This window comes from Pseudomonas sp. MF6751 (assembly GCF_016613265.1).
GTDB lineage: Bacteria > Pseudomonadota > Gammaproteobacteria > Pseudomonadales > Pseudomonadaceae > Aquipseudomonas > Aquipseudomonas fluorescens_BV.
Window position 1 is genome coordinate 13,372 of the sequence record NZ_JAENSV010000016.1, and the last position, 25,509, is coordinate 38,880.

Annotated in this window: 19 protein-coding genes; 10 read left to right on the forward strand and 9 right to left on the reverse strand. The window is 60.0% G+C overall.

Annotated features, from left to right (window positions below):
- Positions 1 to 8: 8 nt before the first annotated feature.
- The 7 genes from algG to yaaA form a co-directional block, all read right to left on the reverse strand.
- Entirely contained in the window at positions 9 to 1,577 is a 1,569-nt protein-coding gene (gene algG / locus JJD66_RS14995) for a mannuronan 5-epimerase AlgG (RefSeq protein WP_038448982.1), read from the reverse strand.
- Complete coding sequence (locus JJD66_RS15000) at positions 1,577 to 3,067, reverse strand: alginate export family protein (RefSeq protein ID WP_200648478.1); 1,491 nt, start codon at positions 3,065 to 3,067, stop codon at positions 1,577 to 1,579. Before JJD66_RS15000 ends, algG begins: the two co-directional genes overlap by 1 nt.
- Positions 3,064 to 4,584 (reverse strand): alginate biosynthesis TPR repeat lipoprotein AlgK, encoded by a 1,521-nt coding sequence (algK, locus tag JJD66_RS15005; RefSeq protein ID WP_442800177.1) that lies wholly within the window; start codon positions 4,582 to 4,584, stop codon positions 3,064 to 3,066. The genes JJD66_RS15000 and algK overlap by 4 nt, the downstream gene beginning before the upstream one ends.
- Positions 4,585 to 4,592: 8 nt before the next feature.
- Complete coding sequence (locus JJD66_RS15010; RefSeq protein ID WP_014717008.1) at positions 4,593 to 5,759, reverse strand: alginate biosynthesis protein Alg44; 1,167 nt, start codon at positions 5,757 to 5,759, stop codon at positions 4,593 to 4,595.
- 37 nt (positions 5,760 to 5,796) lie between these two features.
- Positions 5,797 to 7,278, reverse strand: coding sequence for a mannuronan synthase (alg8, locus tag JJD66_RS15015; RefSeq protein WP_161794312.1), 1,482 nt, complete (start codon positions 7,276 to 7,278; stop codon positions 5,797 to 5,799).
- Positions 7,279 to 7,359: 81 nt separating this feature from the next.
- Positions 7,360 to 8,676 (reverse strand): nucleotide sugar dehydrogenase, encoded by a 1,317-nt coding sequence (locus tag JJD66_RS15020; RefSeq protein ID WP_054898938.1) that lies wholly within the window; start codon positions 8,674 to 8,676, stop codon positions 7,360 to 7,362.
- Between the two features lie 879 nt (positions 8,677 to 9,555).
- Positions 9,556 to 10,335, reverse strand: a complete 780-nt coding sequence (gene yaaA, locus JJD66_RS15025) for a peroxide stress protein YaaA (protein ID WP_200648479.1) — start codon at positions 10,333 to 10,335, stop codon at positions 9,556 to 9,558.
- Between the two features lie 120 nt (positions 10,336 to 10,455).
- Between yaaA and JJD66_RS15030 the strand changes: the two genes are divergently transcribed.
- The 6 genes from JJD66_RS15030 to moaE all read left to right on the forward strand — a co-directional run bounded on the left by JJD66_RS15030 (position 10,456) and on the right by moaE (position 18,627).
- On the forward strand, positions 10,456 to 11,580 hold the full coding sequence (locus JJD66_RS15030; RefSeq protein WP_200648480.1) for a polysaccharide deacetylase family protein: 1,125 nt from the start codon (positions 10,456 to 10,458) through the stop codon (positions 11,578 to 11,580).
- Positions 11,581 to 11,919: 339 nt separating this feature from the next.
- Positions 11,920 to 13,314 (forward strand): PhoH family protein, encoded by a 1,395-nt coding sequence (locus JJD66_RS15035; protein WP_005785025.1) that lies wholly within the window; start codon positions 11,920 to 11,922, stop codon positions 13,312 to 13,314.
- A gap of 295 nt (positions 13,315 to 13,609) precedes the next feature.
- Positions 13,610 to 17,338: an autotransporter domain-containing protein gene (locus tag JJD66_RS15040; protein WP_200648481.1), complete on the forward strand. Its 3,729-nt coding sequence runs from the start codon at positions 13,610 to 13,612 to the stop codon at positions 17,336 to 17,338.
- Between the two features lie 124 nt (positions 17,339 to 17,462).
- Positions 17,463 to 17,936: a cyclic pyranopterin monophosphate synthase MoaC gene (moaC, locus tag JJD66_RS15045; RefSeq protein ID WP_198714899.1), complete on the forward strand. Its 474-nt coding sequence runs from the start codon at positions 17,463 to 17,465 to the stop codon at positions 17,934 to 17,936.
- Positions 17,933 to 18,175 (forward strand): molybdopterin converting factor subunit 1, encoded by a 243-nt coding sequence (gene moaD / locus JJD66_RS15050; protein WP_198714898.1) that lies wholly within the window; start codon positions 17,933 to 17,935, stop codon positions 18,173 to 18,175. Before moaC ends, moaD begins: the two co-directional genes overlap by 4 nt.
- A 2-nt stretch (positions 18,176 to 18,177) precedes the next feature.
- The gene (gene moaE, locus JJD66_RS15055; RefSeq protein WP_105225834.1) at positions 18,178 to 18,627 is read left to right on the forward strand and encodes a molybdopterin synthase catalytic subunit MoaE; all 450 of its coding nucleotides are present in this window, start codon (positions 18,178 to 18,180) and stop codon (positions 18,625 to 18,627) included.
- A gap of 143 nt (positions 18,628 to 18,770) precedes the next feature.
- On the opposite strand, the gene rhlB is transcribed toward moaE, so the two are convergent.
- Together rhlB and JJD66_RS15065 are read right to left on the reverse strand one after the other, a co-directional pair.
- Complete coding sequence (gene rhlB, locus JJD66_RS15060) at positions 18,771 to 20,237, reverse strand: ATP-dependent RNA helicase RhlB (RefSeq protein ID WP_105225835.1); 1,467 nt, start codon at positions 20,235 to 20,237, stop codon at positions 18,771 to 18,773.
- Positions 20,238 to 20,332: 95 nt separating this feature from the next.
- Positions 20,333 to 20,989, reverse strand: coding sequence for an alpha/beta hydrolase (locus JJD66_RS15065; RefSeq protein ID WP_105225836.1), 657 nt, complete (start codon positions 20,987 to 20,989; stop codon positions 20,333 to 20,335).
- Between the two features lie 346 nt (positions 20,990 to 21,335).
- On the opposite strand from JJD66_RS15065, the gene JJD66_RS15070 reads away from it, so the two are divergent.
- From JJD66_RS15070 to JJD66_RS15085, 4 genes are all read left to right on the forward strand, one after another.
- The gene (locus JJD66_RS15070) at positions 21,336 to 22,367 is read left to right on the forward strand and encodes an amino acid ABC transporter substrate-binding protein (protein WP_034128697.1); all 1,032 of its coding nucleotides are present in this window, start codon (positions 21,336 to 21,338) and stop codon (positions 22,365 to 22,367) included.
- Positions 22,368 to 22,439: 72 nt separating this feature from the next.
- Entirely contained in the window at positions 22,440 to 23,621 is a 1,182-nt protein-coding gene (locus JJD66_RS15075) for an amino acid ABC transporter permease (RefSeq protein WP_200648482.1), read from the forward strand.
- A gap of 10 nt (positions 23,622 to 23,631) precedes the next feature.
- Positions 23,632 to 24,729 (forward strand): amino acid ABC transporter permease, encoded by a 1,098-nt coding sequence (locus JJD66_RS15080; RefSeq protein ID WP_014717022.1) that lies wholly within the window; start codon positions 23,632 to 23,634, stop codon positions 24,727 to 24,729.
- Between the two features lie 10 nt (positions 24,730 to 24,739).
- Positions 24,740 to 25,504, forward strand: coding sequence for an amino acid ABC transporter ATP-binding protein (locus JJD66_RS15085; protein ID WP_010444394.1), 765 nt, complete (start codon positions 24,740 to 24,742; stop codon positions 25,502 to 25,504).
- The last annotated feature ends 5 nt before the right edge of the window (positions 25,505 to 25,509 follow it).

Consider the following 25,509-nt stretch of genomic DNA (forward strand, 5'->3'; position numbering starts at 1 on the left):
GGTCATCCTCAGTCCTGCAATTCGGTCTGGCGTTCGACGGGGTCGATCAGCACGGCTTTCTGCTGGCGCACCAGCAGGTCGAGAATTTCTTCCTGGCGGTCGCCCAGGATGCCGGAGAAGCTGATGCCGCTGGATTTGGTCGGCGCCAGCATCGACACGCGATACAGTTCGATACTCAACGGCGAGTCGATGGACAGCGGCCCGCTGCCGTTACCCGCCAGTTCACCGCCGACCACGATCAGCGAGACCTTGGCGTCAAACGGGTCGAGGGCGATGTCGCGGTCGGTGTCGGTCAAGTCCTTGATGTGGCCGTACACGCCGGTCAGGCCGTTGGCCATCGAGGTGTTTTCGTAGAGCTTGATGTTCACGCTGTTGCGCACGCGGATCCCGTGGCGCCGATTGCTGATCACCTTGTTGCCCCACAGCAGGTTGTCGCCGCTCTCATAGAGAGTGATGCCGTCGGTGTGGTTGCGGTAGATCTCGTTATCGGCGATCAGGTTGTTGACGCTGTTACGGTCGATTACCAGGCCCGAGAGCTTGTTGTCGTAGCTGCGGTTGTTGAAGATGAAGCTGTCGTTCACTTCCCGGGAAATGATGATGCCGTGCTTCTTCTTGGTGCCGTACACGGTGTTGTCCGCGATGATCAGGCCGTGGGAACGGTCATGGGGGTCAATGCCGTAGACGATGTTATCTTTGTAGGTATTGCCCTTGATCACAAAGCCTGTGGTCTCGTAGCAGTAGAAGCCGTACCACATGTCCGAGAACTCGGAGTCGATGATCCAACCGGTCGGCTCGGGGCGCTTGAGCACCTTGGCCATGTTCGGCGTGTACTGGGAAATACTCACCCCGTACGACTTACTGTTGGCGTAGCCGAAGCTGGCCATCTTGGTCTTGGAGATATAGGTCTCGGTGCCGCCCCAGGCCAGCAGGAACGGCCGGAATTCCTTGGCCGACTTGAACAGCGCCGGGCCGTTGGTTTTTTCATCCCAGCCGGTGACCTTGGTGTCACGCACGAACAGCTGGCCGTCATTGATCAAAAACGAGCCGGCTTGCTGGGACAGGCGCAGTTCCTGGGTGTTTTTGTCGATATCGAGGATGCCTTTACGGCCCACCACGATCGGCAACTTGGCCAGGAACACCCCTGGCGACGTTTCGCTGAAGTACTGCTTGGGCACCTTGCCCAGCAGGTCCTTGAGGTTCATGTAGCCGTCGTCGACGAAGATCGCCTGGGGAATGCCATGCTGGCGCACCACCCATTCGGCCATCTTGTTATCGCCGCCGATAAAGTCCTTGAGCGCGTCTTCCTGCATCATGCGGCGGATGCTGATTTTGCCGGCTTTGGTCTTGACGATTTTCTTTTCCATCGCCTGCGCGGTGTAGCCCGACAGGTCGGGCAGCGCCGGCTTGGCCATTTCCAGCGGCGCGGTGGGCGGGCTGGAGATGGTGTAGGTTTTGGCCTGTTGCAGTTCCTTGGCGATGATCGGCGCCTTGGCCGCCGTATCGGCAAACGCTGTGGCGCTGGCCATCAGCATCGCCGCGACGAGTAGGCTTTGAGCATTCATGGCGCAGGCTCCCATCAGAATTTCCAGACCACGTCGACAAACGCGCGGTGCATGTAGGAGTCGACCTGGCTGCCATAGGCATCGCCGGGCTTGAACACGCCGGCACGCAAACGCACCAGGGCTGAAGGCTCGTCGATCGACTGGCTCAGCGCCGTAGGCAGCAAGCCTTTCTTGAAGTACTTGGTGACCACCAGGTCCATCTCTTGGCCGAGGTCTTTCTTGCCGTCTTCAAGGGGCAGGGAGGTGCTGGAGAGGATCGCGCCGGTGACGTCGTCGGTGTTGTTCTGCACCGCGTCGATACCGTTGCTGCCCACCGGCTTGTTGCCGTCCACGCGCCAGAACTTGTGGTACACCAGGCTGGCGTCATAGTCCTCGCGCAGCTGCCAGGAACCGAACAGGCTCATGGACTGCATGTTGTTCATCTCGCCGCGAAACGCTTCACCGAAGCGATGCACGCGGGACTGGGTGCCGGTCCAGTTCGAACGGTTGCTTTGCAGGCCGTTCTGCTCGTATTCGGCGCTGGCACGGGAATAGGCCGCACCCACTTGCCACTGCGGGTCCAGGCGCAGGCGCACACCGATGTCGGTGGCCCAGCCGCTGAGGTCATCGCTGCGTTTGGCGCTGGTGGGGCGCGTGCCGTCGGCGTTCAAGGCGTTGACCTTGTCGCGGTCGCCGCGCATGCCGGTGATGCTTGCCCAGTAGTTGACGGTGTTGGTGTTGCGCCAGTTGTAGGCGTCGCTGTTGGCTTCGATGCCCAGCCAGGTCAGGTCGCCGTTTTCGCGCTTGTCCAGCGGGTCGCTGGCGACACCCGGTTCGGCGTAGTCGAGCTTGCCGTCGTCATGGGTGTGATGGCCGCGCACGCCGATCCACTGGCCCGGCGTCCACTGGTAGGCAGCGTCGGCGTAGAAGTGCTGGCGGTCTTTGTCGACCGGCGACAGTTCCTTGAGGTCGGTGCGGTATTCGCTGAAACGTTCGGCAGCGCCGACATTGGCCTTGAGCAAGGTGGTGTCGAAGGTCCAATTCAGCGCTTCGATGTTGGTGTCGCGCCATTGGCCGTCGTCATTGCGCAGGCGCTGACGGCCGAACTTGAGGATCTCGCCGGGGTAGGGCGTGAAGCCGCTGTAGCCGACCCAGAACTCACGCAGGGCCAGGTAGTTTTTCTTGGCCTTGCGGTCGTCGTTGCTCGACTGCTGCTCGGTGGTGTCATCGGCCGACTGTTGCAGGGTGTCGGTCTCGATGATGTCGCTGGACACCACCGCCTGGCCCATGGCATAGGCGCTCCACGCGCCGCTTTCGCCGTAGATCCAGGGGCGAACGTCAAGGCCGATGCCGTTGACGTCGCCGCCTTTCTGGGTGCCGAGGTCGCGGTCGTCTTCGGACTGCGCGGTGGCTTTGACTTCCAGGCCGAAGTTCTTGGCTTCGGTGAGCGCGGCCAGGGTCGGGCACGACCACAGCAGGGCGAAGGTCAGGCCGATACCGGCCTTGACGAATGGGTTGAGCTTCATAGGGATTCCTCGCCGTCTTCTTCTTGCAGGGCGTGCAGTTGCAGCGTGCTTTGGGCCAGGGTGCCGCGGGCGGCCAGTTCCTGTTGCACCAGGCGTTGGCCTTCGGCGCGTTGCTCAGGCGTCAGCGGCGCTTCGAGCTGGGTGGCCAGGTCATTGGCTTCTGGCGTGTCCTGGGCCTTGGCCAGTTGGCTGAAGACATAGGCGTTCAATGGGTCGGGCTTGGTGCCCTTGCCTTGGGAAAACAGTTGGGCGATGGCGAAGTCGGCGCTGTTCTGGCCGTTGCGCGCTGCGGTCAGCAGGTGGTCGAGGGCTTTTTGCGGGTAGACCTTGCCCAGGTAGCCACGGCGGTAGATCTGGCCGAGGTAGTAATCGGCGGCCACTTCACGGCCCACGGCTTTTTCGAAATGTGCCTCGGCGGCCTTGGCATCGGCCGGCACCCACTTGCCTTCGTAGTAGAGCTTGCCCAACAGCAATTCGGCGCGTGGCTGGTCGGCGGCGCGGCCGTTGTCGAGGTACTTCATCATCTGGTCGACGTCGCCCAGTTCGGGGAAGTCGTAGAGCAGTTGCGCCAGGCTGACCCAGGACGCCGGGTAGCCAGGGGCGATTTTTTCCAGCAACGCCTGGGCAGTTTTTTCGTCCGGGGTACCGAGGGTGGCATCGCCGAGTACGCGGGCCACGCTGTCGACGCGCTGCGCAGTCACGGTGCCACGGCTTACGCCTGCTTCCATTTGCTTGAGCAGTTCGGCCTGTTGTTCCGGCTGCTGTTTTTTCTGATAGACCGTGGCCAGCTCCACGTAGCAGATATCCGTGGTGGTCAGCGCGGCTTTGCAGATGCGCTCCACATCATCCAGGTGCTGATCGTAGGTACCCTGGGTGCGATACAGCAGCACCTGGGCCAGGCCGGCCTCCGGGTAACCCGCCGCCTGCCATTGGCTGATCTGCTGTTGGGCATTCACGTTGGGAAAGCTGTGGGGGTATTGCAGGTACAGCATTGCCAGCGGGATCAAGGTATTGCCTTCACCATTGGCAAAGGCTTTTTTCAGCAGGCTTTCGGCTTCATGGTGTTCGGCCTCAGTGGCGCCGGGCTTGGCCGCCAACAGGCGACCCAGGCGTGCCTGGGCACGCGGCGAGGTGTCTGCCGCCGCACGGTAGGTGGCTTCGGCCTGCTTGATTTGCGCTGGGTCGCGGGTGCCGACCTGGATATCGGCCAGGCCCACCTGGGCCTCGCTGTAACCCAGCTCTGCCAGTTGCTGGTAATTCTGCTGCGCGGTGACGGTGTCGCCACGTTTCAGCGCTTCATTGGCCAGGCGCTGGTCGGGCAGGCCGGCGCAACCGGCCAGGCTCACGGCCAGTGCCAGCGCGCAGTACGCAGAGGCCAAGTGAAATTTGCTCTGTGTGGGAGCTGGCTTGCCTGCGATGGCATCGCTGCGGTGCAACTGATGCACCGAGTCGCCTGCATCGCGGGCAAGCCCGGCTCCCACATGGGTCAACGGTGTATTTGGAAGAGTCACAGGCATGTCCTCGCTTACAGACCGTGAGCCATGGCTTTGTCGATCAGCCAGTTCAGCGATGGGCCACGGTCGCTGGTGACTTCCACCGGGCGGCCGGCGTAGGTGCTGTCCAGCGGTGCATCAGGCTTGATCTGCACGCGGATGTCGGAGGACAGGTCGGCGCTGTTCAGGCTGGTGCTGCTGACGATGGTGCCGGTGCGCACTTGTTCTTCGTCGGCGACCTGGAAGCTCACCGGGGTACCTGGGCGCACATCACCGAACTGGCGATAGCTGAAGCGCGCTTCCACATTGGCCTGGCTGCCACGCGGCACCAGTTGGAAGATCACATCCCCCTTGCTGGCGTACTGGCCGTCGGCGACCAATTGCTGGGCCACCACGCAATCGCACGGCGAAGTAAGGGTGCCGGTCATTTGCTTGCCGAACAGTTCTTCGACCTTGGCCGGTTGCAACTGGTCTTCGTCCAGGTGGCCCTTGAGCACGTCGAGCATGCTGGTGCTGAAAGTCGCCAGCGGCGCGCCCTTGGCTGCTACCGAATCACCCTTGAGCAGGCTTTGCACGGTGCCGTCACGGGGCATGGTCACGTTCATGCCCGGTACGCTCACAAGGCCTGCCTGGGCGTGGCTGACGAAGTACATGCCGTAGAGCGACTTGACCACAAAACCGAAGGCCGCCAGGCCCACCAAAAAGATCGCCAGGCTGAAGGTCACGGCGCGCAGGCGACCGAACGCGGTCATGCCACTGCCGCCGTCCTTGACCTTGCGTGCCTTGGTGAAGTTGTCGCGTTGCAGGGTCGCGAGTACGTCGCCCATGGTCACGATGTCACCGGACAGGTGCGAGGTGATCAGGTGGCGCAGGGTAGAAATATCCTGGGCATCGAGGTTCTGGAACTGGCAACCGGTGCGGCCGGTCTGGCGGTCGTAGGAGCGAATCTGCAGCTCCACGTCCATGGCCAGGCCGAGGTTGTCGATCACGAACTGCAGGCGGCCCTTGTGCACTTGGCCGATGGTGAGCGGCTGGGTGGCGGTGAAAGCCAGGCCGCCGGCGGACAGGTCGATAACCTTTGCTTCGGTCGGCGTGCGGTCGCTGTTGAAGAAGCGCAGCTTGGCCGGGATTTTCACCCGGGCGTGTTGGCGCTGGGCTTCGGATTCGTGGACAACGTTGGCGTTTACTTGGCTATTCATCGGGTGTAATTCCTAGGTTAATTCAGGCTTGGCAGGGTCAGACCATCATCAGCAACACGGCAACGAAGATGCTGCCGGCGGAGAAGGTCATGGTCCGAGACGACCAGGTGTTGAACCAACGTTGAAAGCTGGCCAAATCGCGGGTCAGTTTGGTGTCCTGGCGGGTCCAGGACTGTTGATCAAGGCGGAAGAACACGTAGATCTTCACCAACGCGCCCATGATCTGGTTGTAATAGAGAATCAGCGGGTAGGCCGGGCCGATCTTGTGGCCGGAGCACGACAGCAGCAGGGTGAGGATCAGGCGGGTGATGCCGATCCACAGCAGGTAGGCAAGGATGAACGCGCCGCCGTACTTGAAGGTGGCGATCATGGCCACGGTCAGGCCGAGCAGGGAGGTCCACATCGATACGCGCTGGTCGAACAGCACCACGCTGGTGAACAGGCCGAGGCGACGCACGCCCAGGCCCAGGGCACGGGAGTTCTGGCGCAGGTTGTTGCCGTACCAGCGGAACATCAGCTTGCGGCTGGCCTTGATAAAGCTCTTTTCCGGCGGGTGTTCCACGGTGTTGATGGCGGCGTCCGGCACGTAGAAAGTGTCGTAGCCCAGGCGCATCAGGCTGAACCAGCTGGACTTGTCATCCCCGGTGAGGAACTTGAAACGGCCCAGGCGCCAGTGTTGCAGCGAGTCGCTTTCCACGTCGGCGATAAAGCCCGGGTCAGTCACTACGCTGGCGCGGAATACCGACATGCGCCCGGTCATGGTCAGCACGCGCTTGGACAGGGCCATGGAGCACATGTTGATGTGGCGTTGGGCGAAGCGCAGTTTGTGCCATTCGCTCATGATGTAGCCGCCGCGCACTTCGCAGAATTCGTTGGTGGTCAGGCCGCCGACATTGCCGAACAGCTGGAACCACGGCACGGTCTTGCGCACTACGCCTTCGGCCAGCACGGTGTCGCCATCGATCACGGCGACTACAGCACGGTCGTCCGGCAAGTGGCGGGAGATGGCGCGGAAACCAAACGCCAGGCCGTCACGCTTGCCAGTACCGGCGATGCGCACGAAGTCGAGCTTGACGTGAGCCGGCGGGTTCATCTTTTCCCAGAGGCTTTTCACCAGCAGCTCATCGGACATTTCCACCAGCGAGCACACCACGGTGGTGGGGAAGCCGCAGTCGATAGCTTCGCGAATCACCGAGCTGTAGACCTGGGCGGTGGTCAGCGCGTCGATACGAAAACTGGTGACCATCAGGAACACATGGGACGGGTCGGCGGCCTTGCCCAGCTTGCGCACTTTGCGGCGCAGGTGCGGGTACACCACGTACAGGAACAGCATGCCGCGAAAGAAATGCGTCGCGCCCATCGAGTAGCGCCAGATACCCACGGCACCAATCAGGAAAATAAAATTCTTCGATTGCGAATCGAAGGTGCTCGCCGGCAACAGCAGGGCGAGCCCCATCAGCAGGCTGAGAAAGAACAGCCAGCCGGCCGATTGCAGAAATACATGTTTTAACTTGGACATAAGCGTCATCCGCAAGGTGAGGAGGCTTCAGGCTGCAAGCGCTGGGGTAAGCCACTGGCAGCCTGAAACTTGCCGTTGCTGTTACCAGCAAATACCTTCGGTACGGCCGCTCACGCTGGTGGCCTTGGACATGAAACCCACCAGGTCGACCACTTGCTTGCCGTGCGGGGCTTCGTGCGCCAGGGCGCGGAACTTCTCGTCACGGTTACCGAGGATGATCACGTCGGAGTTGTTGATCACTTCGTCGAAGTCCGAGTTGAGCAGGGACGACACGTGAGGGATCTTGCCTTCGATGTAGTCCTTGTTCGCGCCGTGCATACGGGCGTACTCGACGTTGCTGTCGTAGATGCTCAGGTCGTAGCCCTTGCCGATCAGCATTTCCGCCAGTTCTACCAATGGGCTTTCACGCAGGTCATCGGTACCGGCCTTGAAGCTCAGGCCCAGCAGGGCGACTTTGCGCTTGTCGTGGCTGGAGACGATGTCGAAGGCGTTTTGCACCTGGGATTCGTTGCTGCGCATCAGCGAGTTGAGCAACGGTGCTTCCACGTCCAGGGAGCCGGCGCGGTAGGTCAGGGCACGCACGTCTTTTGGCAGGCACGAACCGCCGAAAGCAAAGCCTGGGCGCATGTAGTACTGGGACAGGTTGAGGGTCTTGTCCTGGCAGACCACTTCCATCACTTCACGACCGTCAACGCCGACGGCCTTGGCGATGTTGCCGATCTCGTTGGCGAAGGTGACTTTGGTGGCGTGCCATACGTTGCAGGTGTACTTGATCATTTCGGCAACGGCGATGTCCTTGCGGATGATCGGCGCGTCGAGTTCTTCGTACAGCGATTGCAGCACATCGCCGGAGGCTTTATCGAACTCGCCGATAACGGTCATCGGTGGCAGGTCGTAGTCGGCGATGGCAGTGGATTCACGCAGGAATTCGGGGTTGACCGCAACGCCGAAGTCGACGCCGGCTTTCTTGCCGGAGCAGTCTTCCAGGATCGGGATTACCACGTTGGCGACAGTGCCCGGCAATACGGTGCTGCGCACCACGATGGTGTGGCGGGTGGTCTTGTCACGCAGCACAAAACCGATCTCGCGGCATACCGACTCGATGTAGTTCAGTTCCAGGTCGCCGTTCTTCTTGCTCGGCGTACCGACGCAGATCATCGACAGGTCGGTGTCGCGGATGGCTTCGGCGAAGTTGGTGGTACCGCGCAGTCGACCGGTTGCGATGCCTTGGCTCAACAGTTCGCCCAGACCCGGTTCAACGATGGGGGATTTACCCGCATTGATCAGGTCGATCTTGTCCTTGGAGATGTCTACGCCGACCACTTCATGGCCACGGGCAGACAGGCAACCGGCACACACGGCGCCAACGTAACCCAAACCAAATATGCTGATGCGCATCGCAATTACCTCTATGTTTAAATCATGCCATTAGATGGCCGGAGTTCATGTTTGCAAGCGTCACTGATGCCGCGAAAGTTAGGCGAATAGACGCCGACTTACCGCGTGCAGGCATGTTAAATAGCGAGTGACTAACTATTGCACTCAAGTTGTGCGCAACGTGGCCTTATTATTGGGGCTTGCCCTGAAATGCAGCCGGTTTTCCGTGGCGGAAGGGTCCGGCGCCAGTGCCGCAGGGCTTTGATACAGGCAAGAAGCCTTTTGATATCAATGTCTTGGGTGTTAACACTGGCTCATTTAGGTCAGCGCTGCCTTGGCCTTTAGGGGGTTGGCAATGAGTCCTTATCGCCGCCCTCAACTCAATCAGTTGATGATATGACCTTCGAGCCAGAGTGCTTTATGACAACTTGGCTACTTCCATTGGTCGGTATGTAAGTCATCTCTTACGTAAACAGAGAATTTCGTTACCGGTGGTATGAGCGGTGCTTCCGGATGAAGTTCCGGGCCGCTCATCCCCTTTCTGGAAATTTTTTGAAATATTAGAAAAGATGGCACTAGTACTATATTGATAGCACTTGCTATTTAGGCCAGTAGTTATGGGGAGTTGGTGCGAGAGGGTAGTTTTGTGCCACTACCGTTAAAAAAAAGTGGTGCCACTACGAAAAAAACCGACGAGTGTCGAGTGAAGAAATTGTTAGAGATGTGTATTGATGTTTTTTGACGCCAAATAAATGACGGTTGGCGGGGTGAAATGCAGGCAAAAAATGTGGGAGCTGGCTTGCCTGCGATAGCGGTGTATCAGCGACATGTGAGTCGGCTGACCCTCCGCTATCGCAGGCAAGCCAGCTCCCACAGTTGATGTTGGTGGCTGTACAGGCCTTATTCCGGTGCGTGATCGCGCAAAAACACCAGGTTATCCGGCTTGGACTGCTCCGCATTGAAGCGATAGCCCTGTACATCGAACTGCTTGAGCTTGGCCGGATCGTTGATGCGTTCTTCAATCACAAACCGGCTCATCATGCCCCGGGCCTTTTTGGCGTAGAAGCTGATGATCTTGTACTGGCCGTTCTTCAGGTCCTTGAACTCGGTGTTGATGATCCGCGCGTTCAGGGCCGTGCGCTTGACCGCCGAGAAGTACTCATTGGAGGCCAGGTTAAGCAGCACATCGTCGCCTTGCTCGGCCAGGGCTTCATTCAACCATTCGCTGATGCGTGTGCCCCAGAACGCGTAAAGGTCCTTGCCGCGGGCGTTGGCCAGCTTGGTGCCCATCTCCAGGCGATACGGCATCATCAGGTCCAGCGGGCGCAGCAGGCCGTACAGGCCCGAGAGCATACGCAGATGGTCCTGGGCATAGCTGAAATCGGCCTCGCTGAAAGCCTCGGCATTCAGGCCGGTATACACATCGCCCTTGAACGCCAGCAGCGCCTGCTTGGCGTTGGCCGGAGTGAAGGCCGGCGTCCAGCTGCCGAAACGCGCGGCGTTGAGGCCACCGATCTTGTCGGAGACGTGCATCAACTCACTGATTTGCGCCGGGCTCAGTTCGCGCAGTTGCTCGATCAGTTCCTGGGAGTGGTCCAGGTACTGCGGCTGGGTGAAGCGCGCAGTGACCGGCTTGGACTCGAAGTCGAGGGTTTTGGCGGGGGAAATCACCATCAGCATGAAGTTGGCTCCTGGAATCGTGGGCGAGATTCTAGGGGTTGGGGCGTTTTGACTCCACCTATGATGGCGATAGATGCGATCCGCTATGATGGGCGGTAACTCTGGAGAGGAAGACCCCGTGTGCGATTAGCGCTTTTATTGTCCGCTTGCCTGCTGTGCCTGAATGCCCAGGCCGCGCCGGTGGATGTCGCCAGCCTGGACCGTGGTACCTGGCCGGAAAAACTCGCCAGCCCGGCGCTGTTCGATGTGGCTTCGCGTGCGGAGATCCTGATGTTCGCCCACGGCCTGCTCGCCAGCGAAGCCCTGGACGACGCGGCGCTCAAGCAACGCCTGGGGCTGAAGATCATCAACCTGGCCGCCATTGACGACCTGCGTCGCCAGCTCTGGCAACGGCTGTTGGGGAACTACACATTCGCCCAGCAGAGCTGCGAAGAAGATGCCTCGTTCTGCTACCTGGTGGAAAACATGGACGATCTGCGCGAGCAGGCCGGCAAGTTCGAGGTCAGTGACAACTCTTTCTATATAGGCTGGGCCGCCCCCAGTCGGCACTTTCACGAACGCTATCTGGACGAGTTGTTGCGCAAGGCCGCGCTGTTTCCGCAGATCAGCAGTGAAGTGGCGCGCTTTGGCGATCATGAGCGCAACGGTGATGAACTCAATGACCGGATGTTTTTACTGACCTTCGACGGTGGCCCTGCACCTGTCAGCGGCAATACCGACTGGCTCACCGATTACCTGCGCAAGCAAAAGATGAACGCGACGTTCTTTGTCCTTGGCAGCAACTTGCAAACCCGCGTGGAGCGCAGTTCCGCCGCCGATGTGCAGGCGCTGTACCAAGGGCAGTGCGTGGGGCTTCAGGGCTGGCAGTACCGCTCCCACAGCCATTGGGTCGACTGGCAAAGCTCCATCACCCGCAGTGCCGGGCTGGTACAGAACCTGATGCCGGAAAACTATGTGCCCTTGTTCCGCCCACCGTATGGGCAGCGCCGCGCGGACAGCCAGGGATTCTTCCAGCAACAGGGTCTGCAGGTGGCGTTATGGGACATTGATTCCCAGGACGAGCCGGGCAAGCTCAAGGCAGATGAGTCGGCGCAACGGGTGCTGACGTTGATGCTGCTGTGGCGCAAAGGCGTGATCGTGTTTCACGACACCCAGGACAAGGCGCGGGTGGCATTGCCGATGGTGTTGCAGGCTACGGCGCAGAGTGGCTTGGGTTGGCAGGAGTGTCGCGAGGCATTTCGATGAAGTGCCCGGCTTTGCTGGGGATGGGGTGTTTTCGGGGCGATTTGCTGCGACATTTCGATGCAGGCGGACTTCCGACTTTAACGGGGTACATGGCACTCGGCTAGTGCTATTCGTCATCCTGAAAAATAAACTTCAAAAAAGCGTCAAAGTGCTTTTTCCTGTCATGGGTTTTGCGGTATTACGAAGTCAGACCGCCGAAACCTGCAGCACAGGTGGCGTCTTCCAAGACTCCTAATGTGGGCACTGCACTTGACGTCACTCAGGTGTGGTCGGTGGTCGAATCGAGGCGCAGCACCGCCCAGGTATTGCGTCGAATGGCTCCCACAAAGGTGACCGAGTATGGATGATCATGGACGTAACCCTTCTTCCGACCAGCCAATCCTTTATGTGCTTGATACCAACGTATTGATCCACGATCCAAACGCACTGCTGAACTTCGAAGAACACCACGTCGCCATCCCGATGATCGTGCTTGAGGAGCTCGACAAACTCAAAAGTGGCCATCACAGCGTTGCCGCCGAATGCCGCCAGGCCATCCGTCTGATCGACAAGACATTGGGCGAAGCCTCGCCCGAGGATGTTGAGGTCGGTGTGCCGATCCAGCGTGGCAAAAGCGGGCCCAAGGGCTTGCTGTCGATCCTGATGAGCAAGCGCAGTGAGCCCAACAGCCTGCTGCCGGAAAACCTGAACGACAACAAAATCATCAACCAATTGATCGACCTGCACGCTCGCGACAAGGACCTGCGCGTGGTGCTGGTGACCAAAGACATCAATATGCGCCTCAAGGCACGAGCATGTGGGATCGCTGCCGAGGACTACAGCACCGACCAACTGGTCGACGACGTGTCGATGCTCTCGCGTGGTTATCACATGATGACCGGCTCGTTCTGGGACCGTGTCAGCAAGGTCGAAACCCGTCAGGACCACGGCCGCACCTGGCACCAGGTACAGCTGATCGACAACCTGCCGGCCGTGCATATCAATGAGTTTATTGTCGATGAACAGGGCTTCGTGGGCTGGATCAAAGAGATCCAGGTCGACAAGCTGCTGATCCTCGACCTGCATCAGGAGCCCCTGTTGCACCAGGAAGCCTGGGGCCTGAAACCGCGTGATATCTACCAGAGCCTGGCGCTGTATGCGCTGCTTGACCCGGACATCCACTTGGTCAACCTGACCGGCGCCGCAGGTTCGGGCAAAACCATCCTGGCCCTGGCCGCCGCCATCGAACAGACCATGGTGACCAAACGCTATCGCCGCATCATCGCCACCCGCAGCGTGCAGGGCCTGGACCAGGAAATCGGTTTCCTGCCCGGTACCGAGGCGGAAAAAATGGAGCCGTGGCTGGGGGCGATTACCGACAACCTCGAAGCCTTGCACATGGATGACGAAAACACCCATGGCAGCGTCGACTACATCCTCAGCAAAGTGCCGTTGCAGTTCAAATCCCTCAACTACATACGAGGTCGCAGCTTCCAGCAAAGCCTGATTCTGATTGATGAATGCCAGAACCTTACGCCGCATCAGATGAAAACCATCATCACCCGTGCCGGCGCCGGTTCCAAAGTGGTGTGCCTGGGCAACCTGGCGCAGATCGACACCCCTTACCTGTCCGCGACCAGCTCCGGGCTGACTTACCTGACGGAACGCTTCAAGGACTTCCCGAACGGCGTGCACATTGCGCTGCAAGGCGTGCCACGTTCGATCCTGGCTGAATACGCCGAGTCCCACCTGTAACTACGCTGAAACCGCTGCGAAAAACCCCGGATTTTTCACGAAATCCGGGGTTTTTGTTCTGTGCGAGATTTGCCTGCGTTAACGCGTCCTGGGTGCTTGTGATCTCTGTAATCATTTTGTTACATTTTTTCTGCGGTAAATACAATAAGAACACTGTTTGACCCCGTCGGAATACCACCTCCTTGAATCGACGAACGTTTAGAAAACCTGTCCAGGGTTTTCACCGTGACCCTGCCTATTACAAAAGCCCGAAACACCGCTCATTGATGACGCACATATCCAAAGGGAAAGGAAAATGGACGTAGCAGGTAATCGCTTCACTGTGGCACAACGCAATCGCACCCCTCGTTTCAAGACCATACCCCTTACATCCATAGCACTCGGCCTGGCCTTATGGCTGGGCCACGGCTCCATGGCCAATGCAGACGACAATCCTTACACCTCGCAGGTATTGGAATCGGCGTTCAGGAAAGCCGTCGCCTCATTCGGCCCTGATACCGCCGTGTACAAAAACCTCAGGTTTGCCTACGCGGATATCGTCGATCTCGCGGCCAAGGATTTCGCTGCCCAGTCCGGCAAGTTCGATTCGGCCCTCAAGCAAAACTACGAGCTGCAACCCGAAAACCTGACCATCGGCGCCATGCTCGGCGACACCCGGCGGCCACTGGACTACGCTTCGCGCCTGGATTACTACCGCAGCCAGCTGTTCAACAACAGCGGCCGTTACACCACCAATATCCTCGACTTCTCCAAGGCTATTATCGCCAACTTGCCGGCCGCCAAGCCTTACACCTACGTAGAGCCGGGCGTGAGCAGCAACCTGAGCGGGCAATTGAGCGCAGGTCTTTCCTGGGCGGGCGTAACCCGTGACTGGAGTGCCAACGCGCAAACCTGGAAGACGCCGGAGGCCCAGGTCAACTCCGGCCTGGACCGCACCAACGCGTATTACGCCTATGCCTTGGGCATCACCGGCAAGGGGGTCAATGTTGGCGTGCTGGACTCAGGCATCCTCACCGAACACTCCGAGTTCCAGGGCAAGAATGCCCAGGGCCAGGACCGGGTGCAGGCGGTGACCTCCACGGGCGAGTACTACGCCACCCATCCGCGCTACCGACTTGAAGTGCCCAGCGGCGAGTTCAAGCAGGGTGAGCCTTTCAGTATTCCAGGGGAATACGACTCGGCGTTCAACGACGGGCATGGCACGGAAATGTCCGGCGTGCTGGCCGCCAGCCGCAACGGCACCGGTATGCACGGCATTGCCTTCGACGCCAATCTGTTTGTCGCCAACACCGGCGGCAGCGACAACGACCGCTACCTAGGCTCCAACGACCTCGACTACAACGCGTTCATGGCCAGCTACAACGCCCTGGCGGCGAAGAACGTGGCGATTGTCAATCAGAGCTGGGGGCAGAGCTCGCGCGATGATGTGGAGAACCACTTCGGTAACGTCGGCGACAGCGCCGCGCAAAACCTGCGTGACATGACCGCCGCCTATCGCCCGTTCTGGGACAAGGCTCATGCAGGGCAAAAAACCTGGATGGACGCCATGGCCGACGCGGCCCGTCAGAACACCTTTATCCAGATCATCTCGGCGGGCAACGACAGCCACGGAGCCAACCCCTACACCAACGCGAACCTGCCGTTTTTCAAACCGGATATCGAAGGCAAGTTCCTTTCGATCACGGGCTATGACGAGACCAGCGCCCAGGTCTATAACCGCTGCGGTACGTCCAAGTGGTGGTGCGTGATGGGCGTGTCGGGCATTCCGTCTGCCGGCCCCGAGGGCGAACTCATCCCGAATGCAAACGGCACCTCGGCCGCCGCGCCGAGCGTCTCCGGGGCCTTGGCGCTAGTGATGCAACGCTTCCCCTATATGACGCCCAGCCAGGCGCGGGACGTGTTGCTGACCACCTCCAGCCTGCAAGCGCCGGATGGCCCGGACACGCCGGTTGGCGAGCTGACCGGAGGCCGCACCTACGACAACCTGCAACCGGTGCACGATGCCGCGCCGGGTGTCCCACAAGTACCAGGTGTGGTCAGTGGCTGGGGCTTGCCCAACCTGCAAAAAGCCATGCAAGGGCCGGGGCAGTTCCTCGGGGCTGTGGCAGTGGCGTTGCCCAGCGGTACCCGCGATATCTGGGCCAACCCGATTTCCGATGAAGCCATTCGCGCCCGCCGCGTAGAAGGCGCTGCCGAACAGGCGACCTGGGCTGCCACCAAACAGCAAAAAGGCTGGCTCAATGGCCTGCCCGCCAATGCCTCGGCCGATGATCAGTTCGAATACGAGATCGGTCATGCCAGGGAGCAGGCGATGCTCACCCGTGGCCAGGACGTGCTCACTGGCAGCACCTATGTGGGTAGCCTGGTCAAGTTCGGGGATGGCGAGCTGGTATTGGAAGGCCAGAACACTTATTCAGGCAGTACCTGGGTTCGCGGTGGCAAATTGTCGGTGGACGGTGCGTTGACCTCTGCCGTGACGGTGGATGGTAGTGCCGTGGGCACGCGTAATGCGGACAATGGCGTAATGACCACAGTGGGCGGCACCCTGGCCGGCACCGGCACGGTGGGCGCCTTAACTGTCAACAATGGCGGGCGCGTGGCACCAGGGCATTCGATTGGCACACTGCGTACTGGCGACGTGACCTTCAATCCTGGCTCGGTGTATGCCGTCGAAGTCGGTACCAGTGGCCGCAGCGACCAAATCCAGAGCAGCGGTGTTGCAACCCTCAATGGCGGTGTGGTGACCGTGTCTTTAGAGAACAGCCCAAACCTGCTGTCCGCCACTGAGGCGCGTAGCTTGTTGGGCCAGCAGTTCAACATCCTCAGCGCCAGCCAGAGTATCAATGGCCAGTTTGCGGCGTTCGCGCCCAACTACCTGTTCATCGGCACGCAACTCGCTTACCAACCGAACCAACTGACCCTTGCGATAGCACGCAACCAGACCACCTTCGCCAGCGTCGCGCAAACCCGCAACGAACGGGCTGTGGCGACGGCGGCCGAGAAGCTGGGCGCCGGCAGTCCGGTTTACGAAAGCCTGTTGGCTTCCGATTCCGCTGCCCAGGCTCGGGATGCATTCAAGCGATTGTCGGGGCAGCTGCATTCTGATGTTGCAGCGGCGCAAATGGCCGACAGTCGATACCTTCGCGAAGCGGTCAATGCTCGTTTGCAACAGGCCCAGGCACTGGATTCCAGCGCGCAGATCGATAGCCATGACAACGGCGGCTGGGTGCAGCTGCTCGGTGGGCGCAATAACGTCAGCGGTGACAACAACGCCAGTGGCTATTCCTCGTTCACCAGTGGGGTGTTGCTGGGGCTGGATACCGAGGTCAGCGACGGCTGGCGCGTGGGGGCGGCGACCGGTTATACCCAGAGCCACCTGAATGGCCAGTCGGCTTCGGCGGACAGCGACAACTATCACCTGTCGGTGTATGGCGGTAAACGCTTCGAGGCGATTGCCTTACGCCTGGGCGGCGCTACCACCTGGCACCGTCTGGATACTTCGCGGCGGGTTGCTTACGCCAACCAGTCGGACTATGCCAAGGCCGATTACAATGCGCGCACCGACCAAGTGTTTGCCGAGATCGGCTACACCCAATGGAACCAATTCGAACCCTTCGCCAACCTCACGTACCTGAACTACCAGAGCGACTCGTTCAAGGAAAAAGGCGGCGCCGCTGCCTTGCACGCCAGCAAACAAAGCCAGGACGCGACGCTATCTACGGTGGGCCTGCGTGCGCATACGCAGTTGCCAGTCAGCTCCACCTCGGCAGTGACGTTGCGCGGTGAGCTGGGTTGGGAGCATCAGTTCGGTGATACCGATCGCGAAGCCTCGCTGAAGTTTGCCGGCAGCGACACTGCTTTTGCTGTTAATAGCGTGCCCGTCGCCCGGGATGGCGCGGTGATCAAGGCCAGTGCGGAAATGGCCTTGACCAAAGACACCCTGGTGTCGCTGAACTACAGCGGCTTGCTGTCCAACCGCGGTAACAACAACGGGATCAACGCCGGGTTTACCTTCCGTTTCTAACCCTGCACTGGTGCCCTGTGGCGAGGGAGCTTGCTCCCGCGCCACAGTCATCTATGGAATAAACAGCCCTGCGCAAATTTGACCTACAGGTTTACAATCGTTGCTCCTGATCAGGAGTATCGCTGTGCTGACTCATCTCGATTCCCAAGGTCGCGCCCATATGGTCGACGTCACCGAAAAAGCCGTGACGTTCCGTGAGGCAGTGGCCGAAGCGCGGGTGCGCATGTTGCCCGCCACCCTGCAAATGATTGTCGACGGCGCCCATCCCAAGGGCGACGTGTTTGCCGTGGCCCGCATTGCCGGGATTCAGGCGGCAAAAAAAACCAGCGACTTGATTCCCCTTTGCCACCCGTTGATGCTCACCGGCGTCAAGGTGGAGCTGAGTGCCGACGGTGCAGACGCGGTTCGTATCGTGGCGCGCTGCAAACTCTCCGGCCAGACCGGCGTCGAGATGGAAGCCCTGACCGCCGCCAGCGTCGCGGCCCTGACGATCTACGACATGTGCAAGGCGGTGGATCGCGGCATGACAATTGAGAGTATTCGCCTGCTGGAAAAGCTGGGCGGTAAGAGCGGGCATTTCAAGGCGGATGAGCAATGAGTATCAACGTACTGTTTTTTGCGCGCTACGCCGAAGCGGTGGGTTTCGATTCGCTGGAGATGGAAGGCGAGTTTGCCAACGTTGATGCCGTGCGCCTCGCGCTGGCTTCTGACCCGGAATTCGCCGTGCTCAACGAAGCGAGCCTGATGTGCGCGCGCAACGAGGAGTTGTGCAGCCTGGACGAGCCGGTGCAAGCCGGCGATGAAGTCGCCTTCTTCCCACCCGTGACCGGAGGCTGACCATGGCCATTCGTGTGCAGGTCGAAGCCTTTGATCCCGGTGCCGAAGTCAACGCCATGCACGCGGCCAACGTGGGCGTGGGCGCGGTGGTGAGCTTTGTCGGCTATGTACGCGACTTCAATGACGGGCGCGAGGTGGCGGGGATGTTCCTGGAACACTACCCCGGCATGACCGAAAAGGCCCTGGCCAAGATCGCCGTGGAAGCCGAACAGCGCTGGCCGTTACTCAAGCTGGAGGTGCTGCACCGTATCGGCGCGCTGGAACCGGGCGAGCCGATTGTGTTTGTCGGCGCCGCCAGTGCGCATCGGCAGGCAGCGTTTGATGCCTGTGCGTTTGTGATGGATTACTTGAAGACGCGGGCGCCGTTCTGGAAGAAGGAAAACACCAGTGAGGGGCCGCGTTGGGTAGAAGGACGCAGCAGTGACCACGCCGCAGCGGATCGCTGGAAGTAGCCAGCCAGACGCAGAAACCAATGTGGGAGCTGGCTTGCCTGCGATAGCATCACCTCGGCGTGACTGAAAAACCGAGGTGTCTGCATCGCAGGCAAGCCAGCTCCCACACAAGCCCGCTCCCACATTTTTTACCGCATTTCAGCTCAAGGGCGTTTGCGCTCTACTGCGCGCAACAAATGCGTCGGCGGCGTTTCACAGCTGATCTTGCGCCCCAGCAATGCCTCGATGGACGGCAACTGGTACGAGTCATCCTCGCCCGCAAAGCTGATCGACACACCCGCAGCCCCAGCACGCCCGGTACGGCCGATGCGGTGTACGTAGTCGTCCGGTACTTCCGGCAGGGTGAAGTTGATCACGTGGCTGATGCCGTCGATGTGAATACCGCGACCGGCTACATCGGTAGCCACCAGCACGCGGATCTTGCCTTCACGGAAGCCTTCCAGGGTCTTGATGCGTTTGTGCTGCGGCACATCACCCGACAGTTGCGCGGCGTTGACGCCGTCGCGCACCAGGCGTTCTTCAATGCGGCGCACTTCGTCCTTGCGGTTGGCGAATACCATCACGCGCTCCCAACCGTTGTCGTTGACCAGGTTGTAGAGCAGCTTGTACTTGTCGGCACCGGCGACGGCGTAGATATGCTGCTCGACGTTTTCGCTGGCAACGTTGAGTGCTTCGATCTCGACGATGGATGGGTCGGTGGTCCACTGCTTGGCGAGGTTCATCACGTCTTCGGTGAAAGTCGCGGAGAACAGCAGGGTCTGGCGCTCGGTTTTCGGCGGCGTCTGGCGAATGATCTGGCGAACTTGCGGGATAAAGCCCATGTCGAGCATGCGGTCGGCTTCGTCCAGCACCATCACTTCGACCATGTCCAAGTGCACATCGCCACGCTGGTTGAAGTCGAGCAGGCGGCCCGGGGTGGCGACGAGGATGTCGCAATGACGGGCTTCAAGGTGCTTGAGCTGCTTGTCGAAGTCCATGCCGCCCACAAACGTCATGACGTTGAGGCCGGTGTACTTGGTCAGGTCGGCGGCGTCCTTGGCGATCTGCACCACCAGCTCGCGGGTGGGCGCGATGATCAGCGCACGCGGTTCACCCATGTAGCGCTCTTTGGGCGGCGGCGTTTGCAGCAGTTGGGTAATGATCGAGATCAGGAACGCGGCGGTCTTGCCGGTGCCGGTCTGGGCACGACCGATGGCGTCTTTGCCCGCCAGGGTGAAGCCCAGCACTTGTGCCTGGATGGGCGTGCAGTACGGGAAACCCAGGTCCTGGATGGCGTGCATCAGTTCCGGGGCCAGTTTGAAATCGTGGAAGCGGGTTTTGCCTTCCTGGGGTTCGACGACGAAGTCTTCGAGTTTCCAGGGGGTCACGGGCGGTTTGGGCGCACGTTCGCGACGGGGCTTGGCCACAGGCGCTGGGGTGGGTGCGGCAGGCTTTACCTGTTCAGGCGGCGTCACCGTGGTTTTGTTCGGTGAGGCGGCGGGCGCGTTCCGGCCGGGCTGTTGACCGTCATTGCGGTTGCCGGGCTTGGGGGCAGGAGCACTGGGAACAGGCGCGAGCGGCTCAGCCTCGCTTTTGCCGAACATCTTCTTGAGTGCTTTGAGCACGGTCATCTCATTAATTGATTAAGGAATGTACGCCGGCCAGTGTAATGCAAGAATCGGGCGCGGCGTAGTGCGTCTGTCATACGGCTACATAAACACGGGATTCAGCGCAGGCGTTCAGTCAGCCAAGTGCCTATATCGTGTATCTCTTGGGGTAACACTTCGTGGCCCATTGGGTATTCCTGCCATGCCACGGTGACACCACGGCTCTTCAAATGCTCGTAGGCGCTGCGGCCCATGGCGTTCTGCACCACTTCGTCGTACTGGCCATGCAGGCAGAGCGTGGGGATGCGTTGCTGGCTGGCGGATAATTGCAGGTCATTATCGAAGGTGGGCGCATAGGTGGAGAGGGCGATCACACCGCCCAAGGGTCCCTCCCATTTCTTGAACGCGGTATGGAAAACCACCGCGCCACCTTGAGAAAAACCGGCGAGGAAAATTCGCGAGGTGTCTATTCCGGTTCTCTGTTGCGCCTCGATCAGGTCTGTGACCATTTTTGCCGACGCTTCCAGTTCTTCCAGGCTGATCGAACGGGCCGGGCTCATGGCCTTGATGTCGTACCAGCTCGGCATCTCGTAGCCACCGTTAATCGTCACCGGGCGCGTGGGCGCCTGGGGCAAAACGAAGCGGGTGGTCAGCAGGGTTTCCTGCAGGGCTTCGGCCACTGGCAGGAAGTCGTAGCGATCGGCGCCCAGGCCATGCAGCCAGATAACGCAGGCGTCTGCGGGCTTGGCGGGCTGAAGAATCAAGGGTTCGGTCATGTTTGCTCCATAGGTGTGCGGGCGCTCCGATGAGGTGCGTCGGAACGGTGCGCGACAGGTTGATCTGTTAAGAGAATGTCGCAAGGTTGAATCTTTTGCCATCGAAGCGCAGTTACAGCCACTCGGCCAAGACTCTGGTACGCGCCTTGCTATGTGTAGCTCGATGTCAGAACTCTCCCAGGGCGGTAACACTATCAGTGACTGCCGCTCGTGGGAAAGCAACTGGAATTACCGCAAAAACCTCATGCTGCTTGGCCCCAAAAAAAACCAACACGGGTCGATATCGCCTCATAAGGGTGCGCTGAGGTTGGAGCTCCGACACAACAAGAGCAATTGGAGGTTTGTAATGAAGGTATTGAAATCCACCCTGGCCATCGTCTCTGCGGCGGCTGTACTGGGTGTCAGTGGTTTTGCCCAGGCGGGCGCCACCCTGGACGCCGTGCAGAAGAAAGGCTTTGTGCAGTGCGGTGTGAGTGACGGCCTGCCGGGTTTCTCGGTGCCGGATGCCAGCGGCAAGATCCTCGGGATCGACGCTGACTATTGCCGCGCTGTGGCGGCTGCCGTATTTGGCGATGCCACCAAGGTCAAGTTCAGCCAGTTGAACGCCAAGGAGCGTTTCACCGCGCTTCAGTCAGGCGAAGTCGACATCCTGTCGCGCAACACCACCATGACCAGCTCCCGCGATGCGGGCATGGGCCTGAAATTCCCGGGCTTCATTACCTACTACGACGGCATCGGCTTTCTGGTGAACAACAAGCTGGGCGTCAAGAGCGCCAAGGAACTGGACGGTGCAACCATCTGCATCCAGGCCGGTACCACCACCGAGCTGAACGTTTCCGACTATTTCCGCGCTAACAACCTCAAATACACCCCGATCACCTTCGACACCTCCGATGAAAGCGCCAAGTCGCTGGAGTCCGGGCGTTGCGACGTGCTGACGTCCGACAAATCCCAGCTGTTCGCCCAGCGCAGCAAGCTGGCTTCGCCGAAAGACTACGTGGTGCTGCCGGAAACCATTTCCAAGGAGCCCCTGGGCCCGGTCGTGCGTAACGGTGATGACGAGTGGCTGGCCATCGTGCGCTGGGTGGGCTACGCCATGCTCAACGCTGAAGAGGCCGGTGTGACCTCCAAGAACGTCGAAGCTGAAGCCAAGGCCACCAAGAACCCGGACGTTGCGCGTCTGCTCGGTGCCGACGGCGAATACGGTAAAGACCTGAAAGTGAAGAAGGACTGGGTGGTACAGATCGTCAAGCAAGTGGGTAACTACGGCGAGATGTTCGAGCGCAACCTGGGCAAGAGCACGCCGCTGGAAATCGACCGTGGCCTGAACGCCCTGTGGAACAACGGCGGCATTCAATACGCACCCCCTGTGCGCTGATCGCTGATGGTTCTGTCACCCGGTAGGCCAACTGCCGGGTGATGTTCTGTTCCATTATTTTCGGGGCACTTCATGCAAAATCAAATCGGCGCACCCAAGCAGAGGCTCAGCTTCAGCGACCCCAAAGTGCGTGCGTGGCTGTTCCAGATCATCACGATCGTGGCGGTGGTCTCGCTGGGCTGGTACCTGTTCCATAACACCCAGACCAACCTGCAACACCGGGGCATCACCTCGGGTTTCGACTTTCTTGAGCGCAGTGCCGGTTTCGGCATCGCGCAGCATTTGATCGATTACACCGAATCGGACAGCTATGCCCGGGTGTTTGTCATCGGCCTGCTCAACACTTTGCTGGTGACCGTCATCGGTGTGGTGCTGGCAACCCTGCTCGGCTTCATCATCGGCGTGGCACGCTTGTCGCCCAACTGGATGATCAACAAGCTGGCGACGGTGTACGTGGAGGTATTCCGCAACATTCCGCCGCTGCTGCAAATCCTGTTCTGGTACTTCGCGGTGTTCCTGACCATGCCAGGGCCGCGCAACAGCCATAACTTCGGTGACACCTTCTTTGTCAGCAGCCGTGGCTTGAACATGCCGGCAGCGCTGGCGTCCGATGGGTTCTGGCCGTTTGTCGCCAGCCTGGCGGTCGCCATCGTTGCCATCGTGCTGATGACCCGCTGGGCCAACAAGCGCTTTGAAGCGACGGGGATTCCTTTCCATAAATTCTGGGCGGGCCTGGCGCTGCTGGTGGTGATCCCGGCGTTGTGCGTGTTGATCTTCGGTACGCCATTGCATTGGGAAATGCCCAAGCTTGCGGGCTTCAACTTTGTCGGTGGCTGGGTACTGATCCCAGAGTTGTTGGCGTTGACCTTGGCGCTGACGGTGTACACGGCGGCATTTATTGCCGAGATCGTGCGCTCGGGCATCAAGTCCGTCAGCCATGGCCAGACCGAAGCGGCACGTTCACTGGGCCTGCGCCCGGGGCCGACGCTGCGCAAGGTCATCATTCCGCAAGCGTTGCGCGTGATCATTCCGCCGCTGACCAGCCAATACCTGAACCTGGCGAAAAACTCGTCGTTGGCCGCCGGTATCGGTTATCCGGAAATGGTTTCGCTGTTTGCCGGCACGGTACTCAACCAGACCGGCCAGGCCATTGAAGTCATTGCCATCACCATGAGCGTGTACCTGGCGATCAGCATCAGCATTTCCCTGCTGATGAACTGGTACAACAAGCGCATTGCGCTGATCGAGCGGTGAGGACACACCCATGACTACGCATACGTTCAAACCTGACATGCCACCGCCGAGCAAAGTCTTCGGGCCGGTGGCCTGGATGCGCGCCAACTTGTTCTCGAGCTGGCTCAATACACTGCTGACCTTGCTGGCGATCTACCTGGTGTACCTGGTGGTGCCACCGATCCTGCACTGGGCCATCCTCGATGCCAACTGGGTGGGCACCACCCGCGCCGACTGCACCAAGGAGGGCGCCTGTTGGGTGTTTATCCAACAGCGCTTCGGGCAGTTCATGTATGGCTATTACCCCGTCGACCTGCGCTGGCGCGTGGACATGACGGTATGGCTGGCCATCGTGGGCGTGGCGCCGTTGTTCATCTCGCGTTTCCCACGCAAGGCGATCTATGGCCTGGGCTTTTTGGTGCTGTACCCGATCATTGCCTACTGCTTGCTGCATGGCGGCGTGTTCGGGCTGAGCAACGTGGCGACCAGCCAGTGGGGCGGCCTGATGCTGACCCTGGTGATCGCCACCGTGGGCATCGCCGGCGCCTTGCCGCTGGGCATTGTGCTGGCGCTGGGACGGCGTTCGAACATGCCCGCCATTCGGGTGGTCTGCGTGACCTTCATCGAGTTCTGGCGCGGCGTGCCGTTGATCACCGTGCTGTTCATGTCTTCGGTGATGCTGCCGCTGTTCCTGCCCGAAGGCATGAACTTCGACAAGCTGCTGCGGGCGCTGATCGGTGTGATCCTGTTCCAGTCGGCCTATGTGGCCGAAGTGGTGCGCGGTGGTTTGCAGGCGATTCCCAAGGGCCAATATGAAGCCGCTGCGGCGATGGGTCTGGGCTACTGGCGCAGCATGGGCCTGGTGATCTTGCCGCAAGCCTTGAAGATGGTGATCCCTGGGATCGTCAACACCTTCATTGCCCTGTTCAAGGACACCAGCCTTGTGATCATCATCGGCCTGTTCGACCTGCTCAACAGCGTCAAGCAAGCCGCCGCCGACCCCAAATGGCTGGGCATGGCCACCGAAGGCTATGTGTTCGCCGCCCTGGTGTTCTGGATTTTCTGTTTTGGTATGTCGCGCTATTCCATGCATCTGGAACGCAAGCTCGACACTGGCCACAAGCGTTAGGAGTTTTTTGATGAGCGAAGCAATCAAACAGCCTGTGAGCCCTGAAGGCATTATCCAGATGCAGGGCGTCAACAAGTGGTACGGCCAGTTCCACGTGTTGAAAGACATCAACCTCAACGTCAAGCAGGGCGAGCGTATCGTGCTGTGCGGCCCATCGGGCTCGGGCAAGTCCACCACCATCCGCTGCCTCAACCGCCTGGAAGAGCACCAGCAAGGCCGCATTGTGGTCGATGGGGTGGAGCTGACCAACGACCTCAAGCAGATCGAAGCGATCCGCCGCGAAGTCGGTATGGTGTTCCAGCACTTCAACCTGTTCCCGCATTTGACCATCCTGCAAAACTGCACGCTGGCGCCGATGTGGGTGCGCAAGATGCCCAAGCGCAAGGCCGAGGAAATCGCCATGCACTACCTGGAGCGTGTGCGCATTCCGGAGCAGGCCCACAAGTTTCCCGGGCAGCTTTCAGGTGGTCAGCAACAGCGTGTGGCGATTGCCCGCGCGCTGTGCATGAAGCCCAAAATCATGTTGTTCGACGAGCCGACATCGGCGCTGGACCCAGAGATGGTCAAAGAGGTACTGGACACCATGATCGGCCTGGCCGAAGACGGCATGACCATGTTGTGCGTGACCCACGAAATGGGCTTTGCCCGCACAGTGGCCAATCGCGTGATCTTCATGGACAAGGGCGAGATCGTCGAGCAGGCGGCGCCGAATGACTTCTTTGATAACCCGCAGAATGAGCGGACCAAGTTGTTCTTGAGCCAGATATTGCATTGATCGAC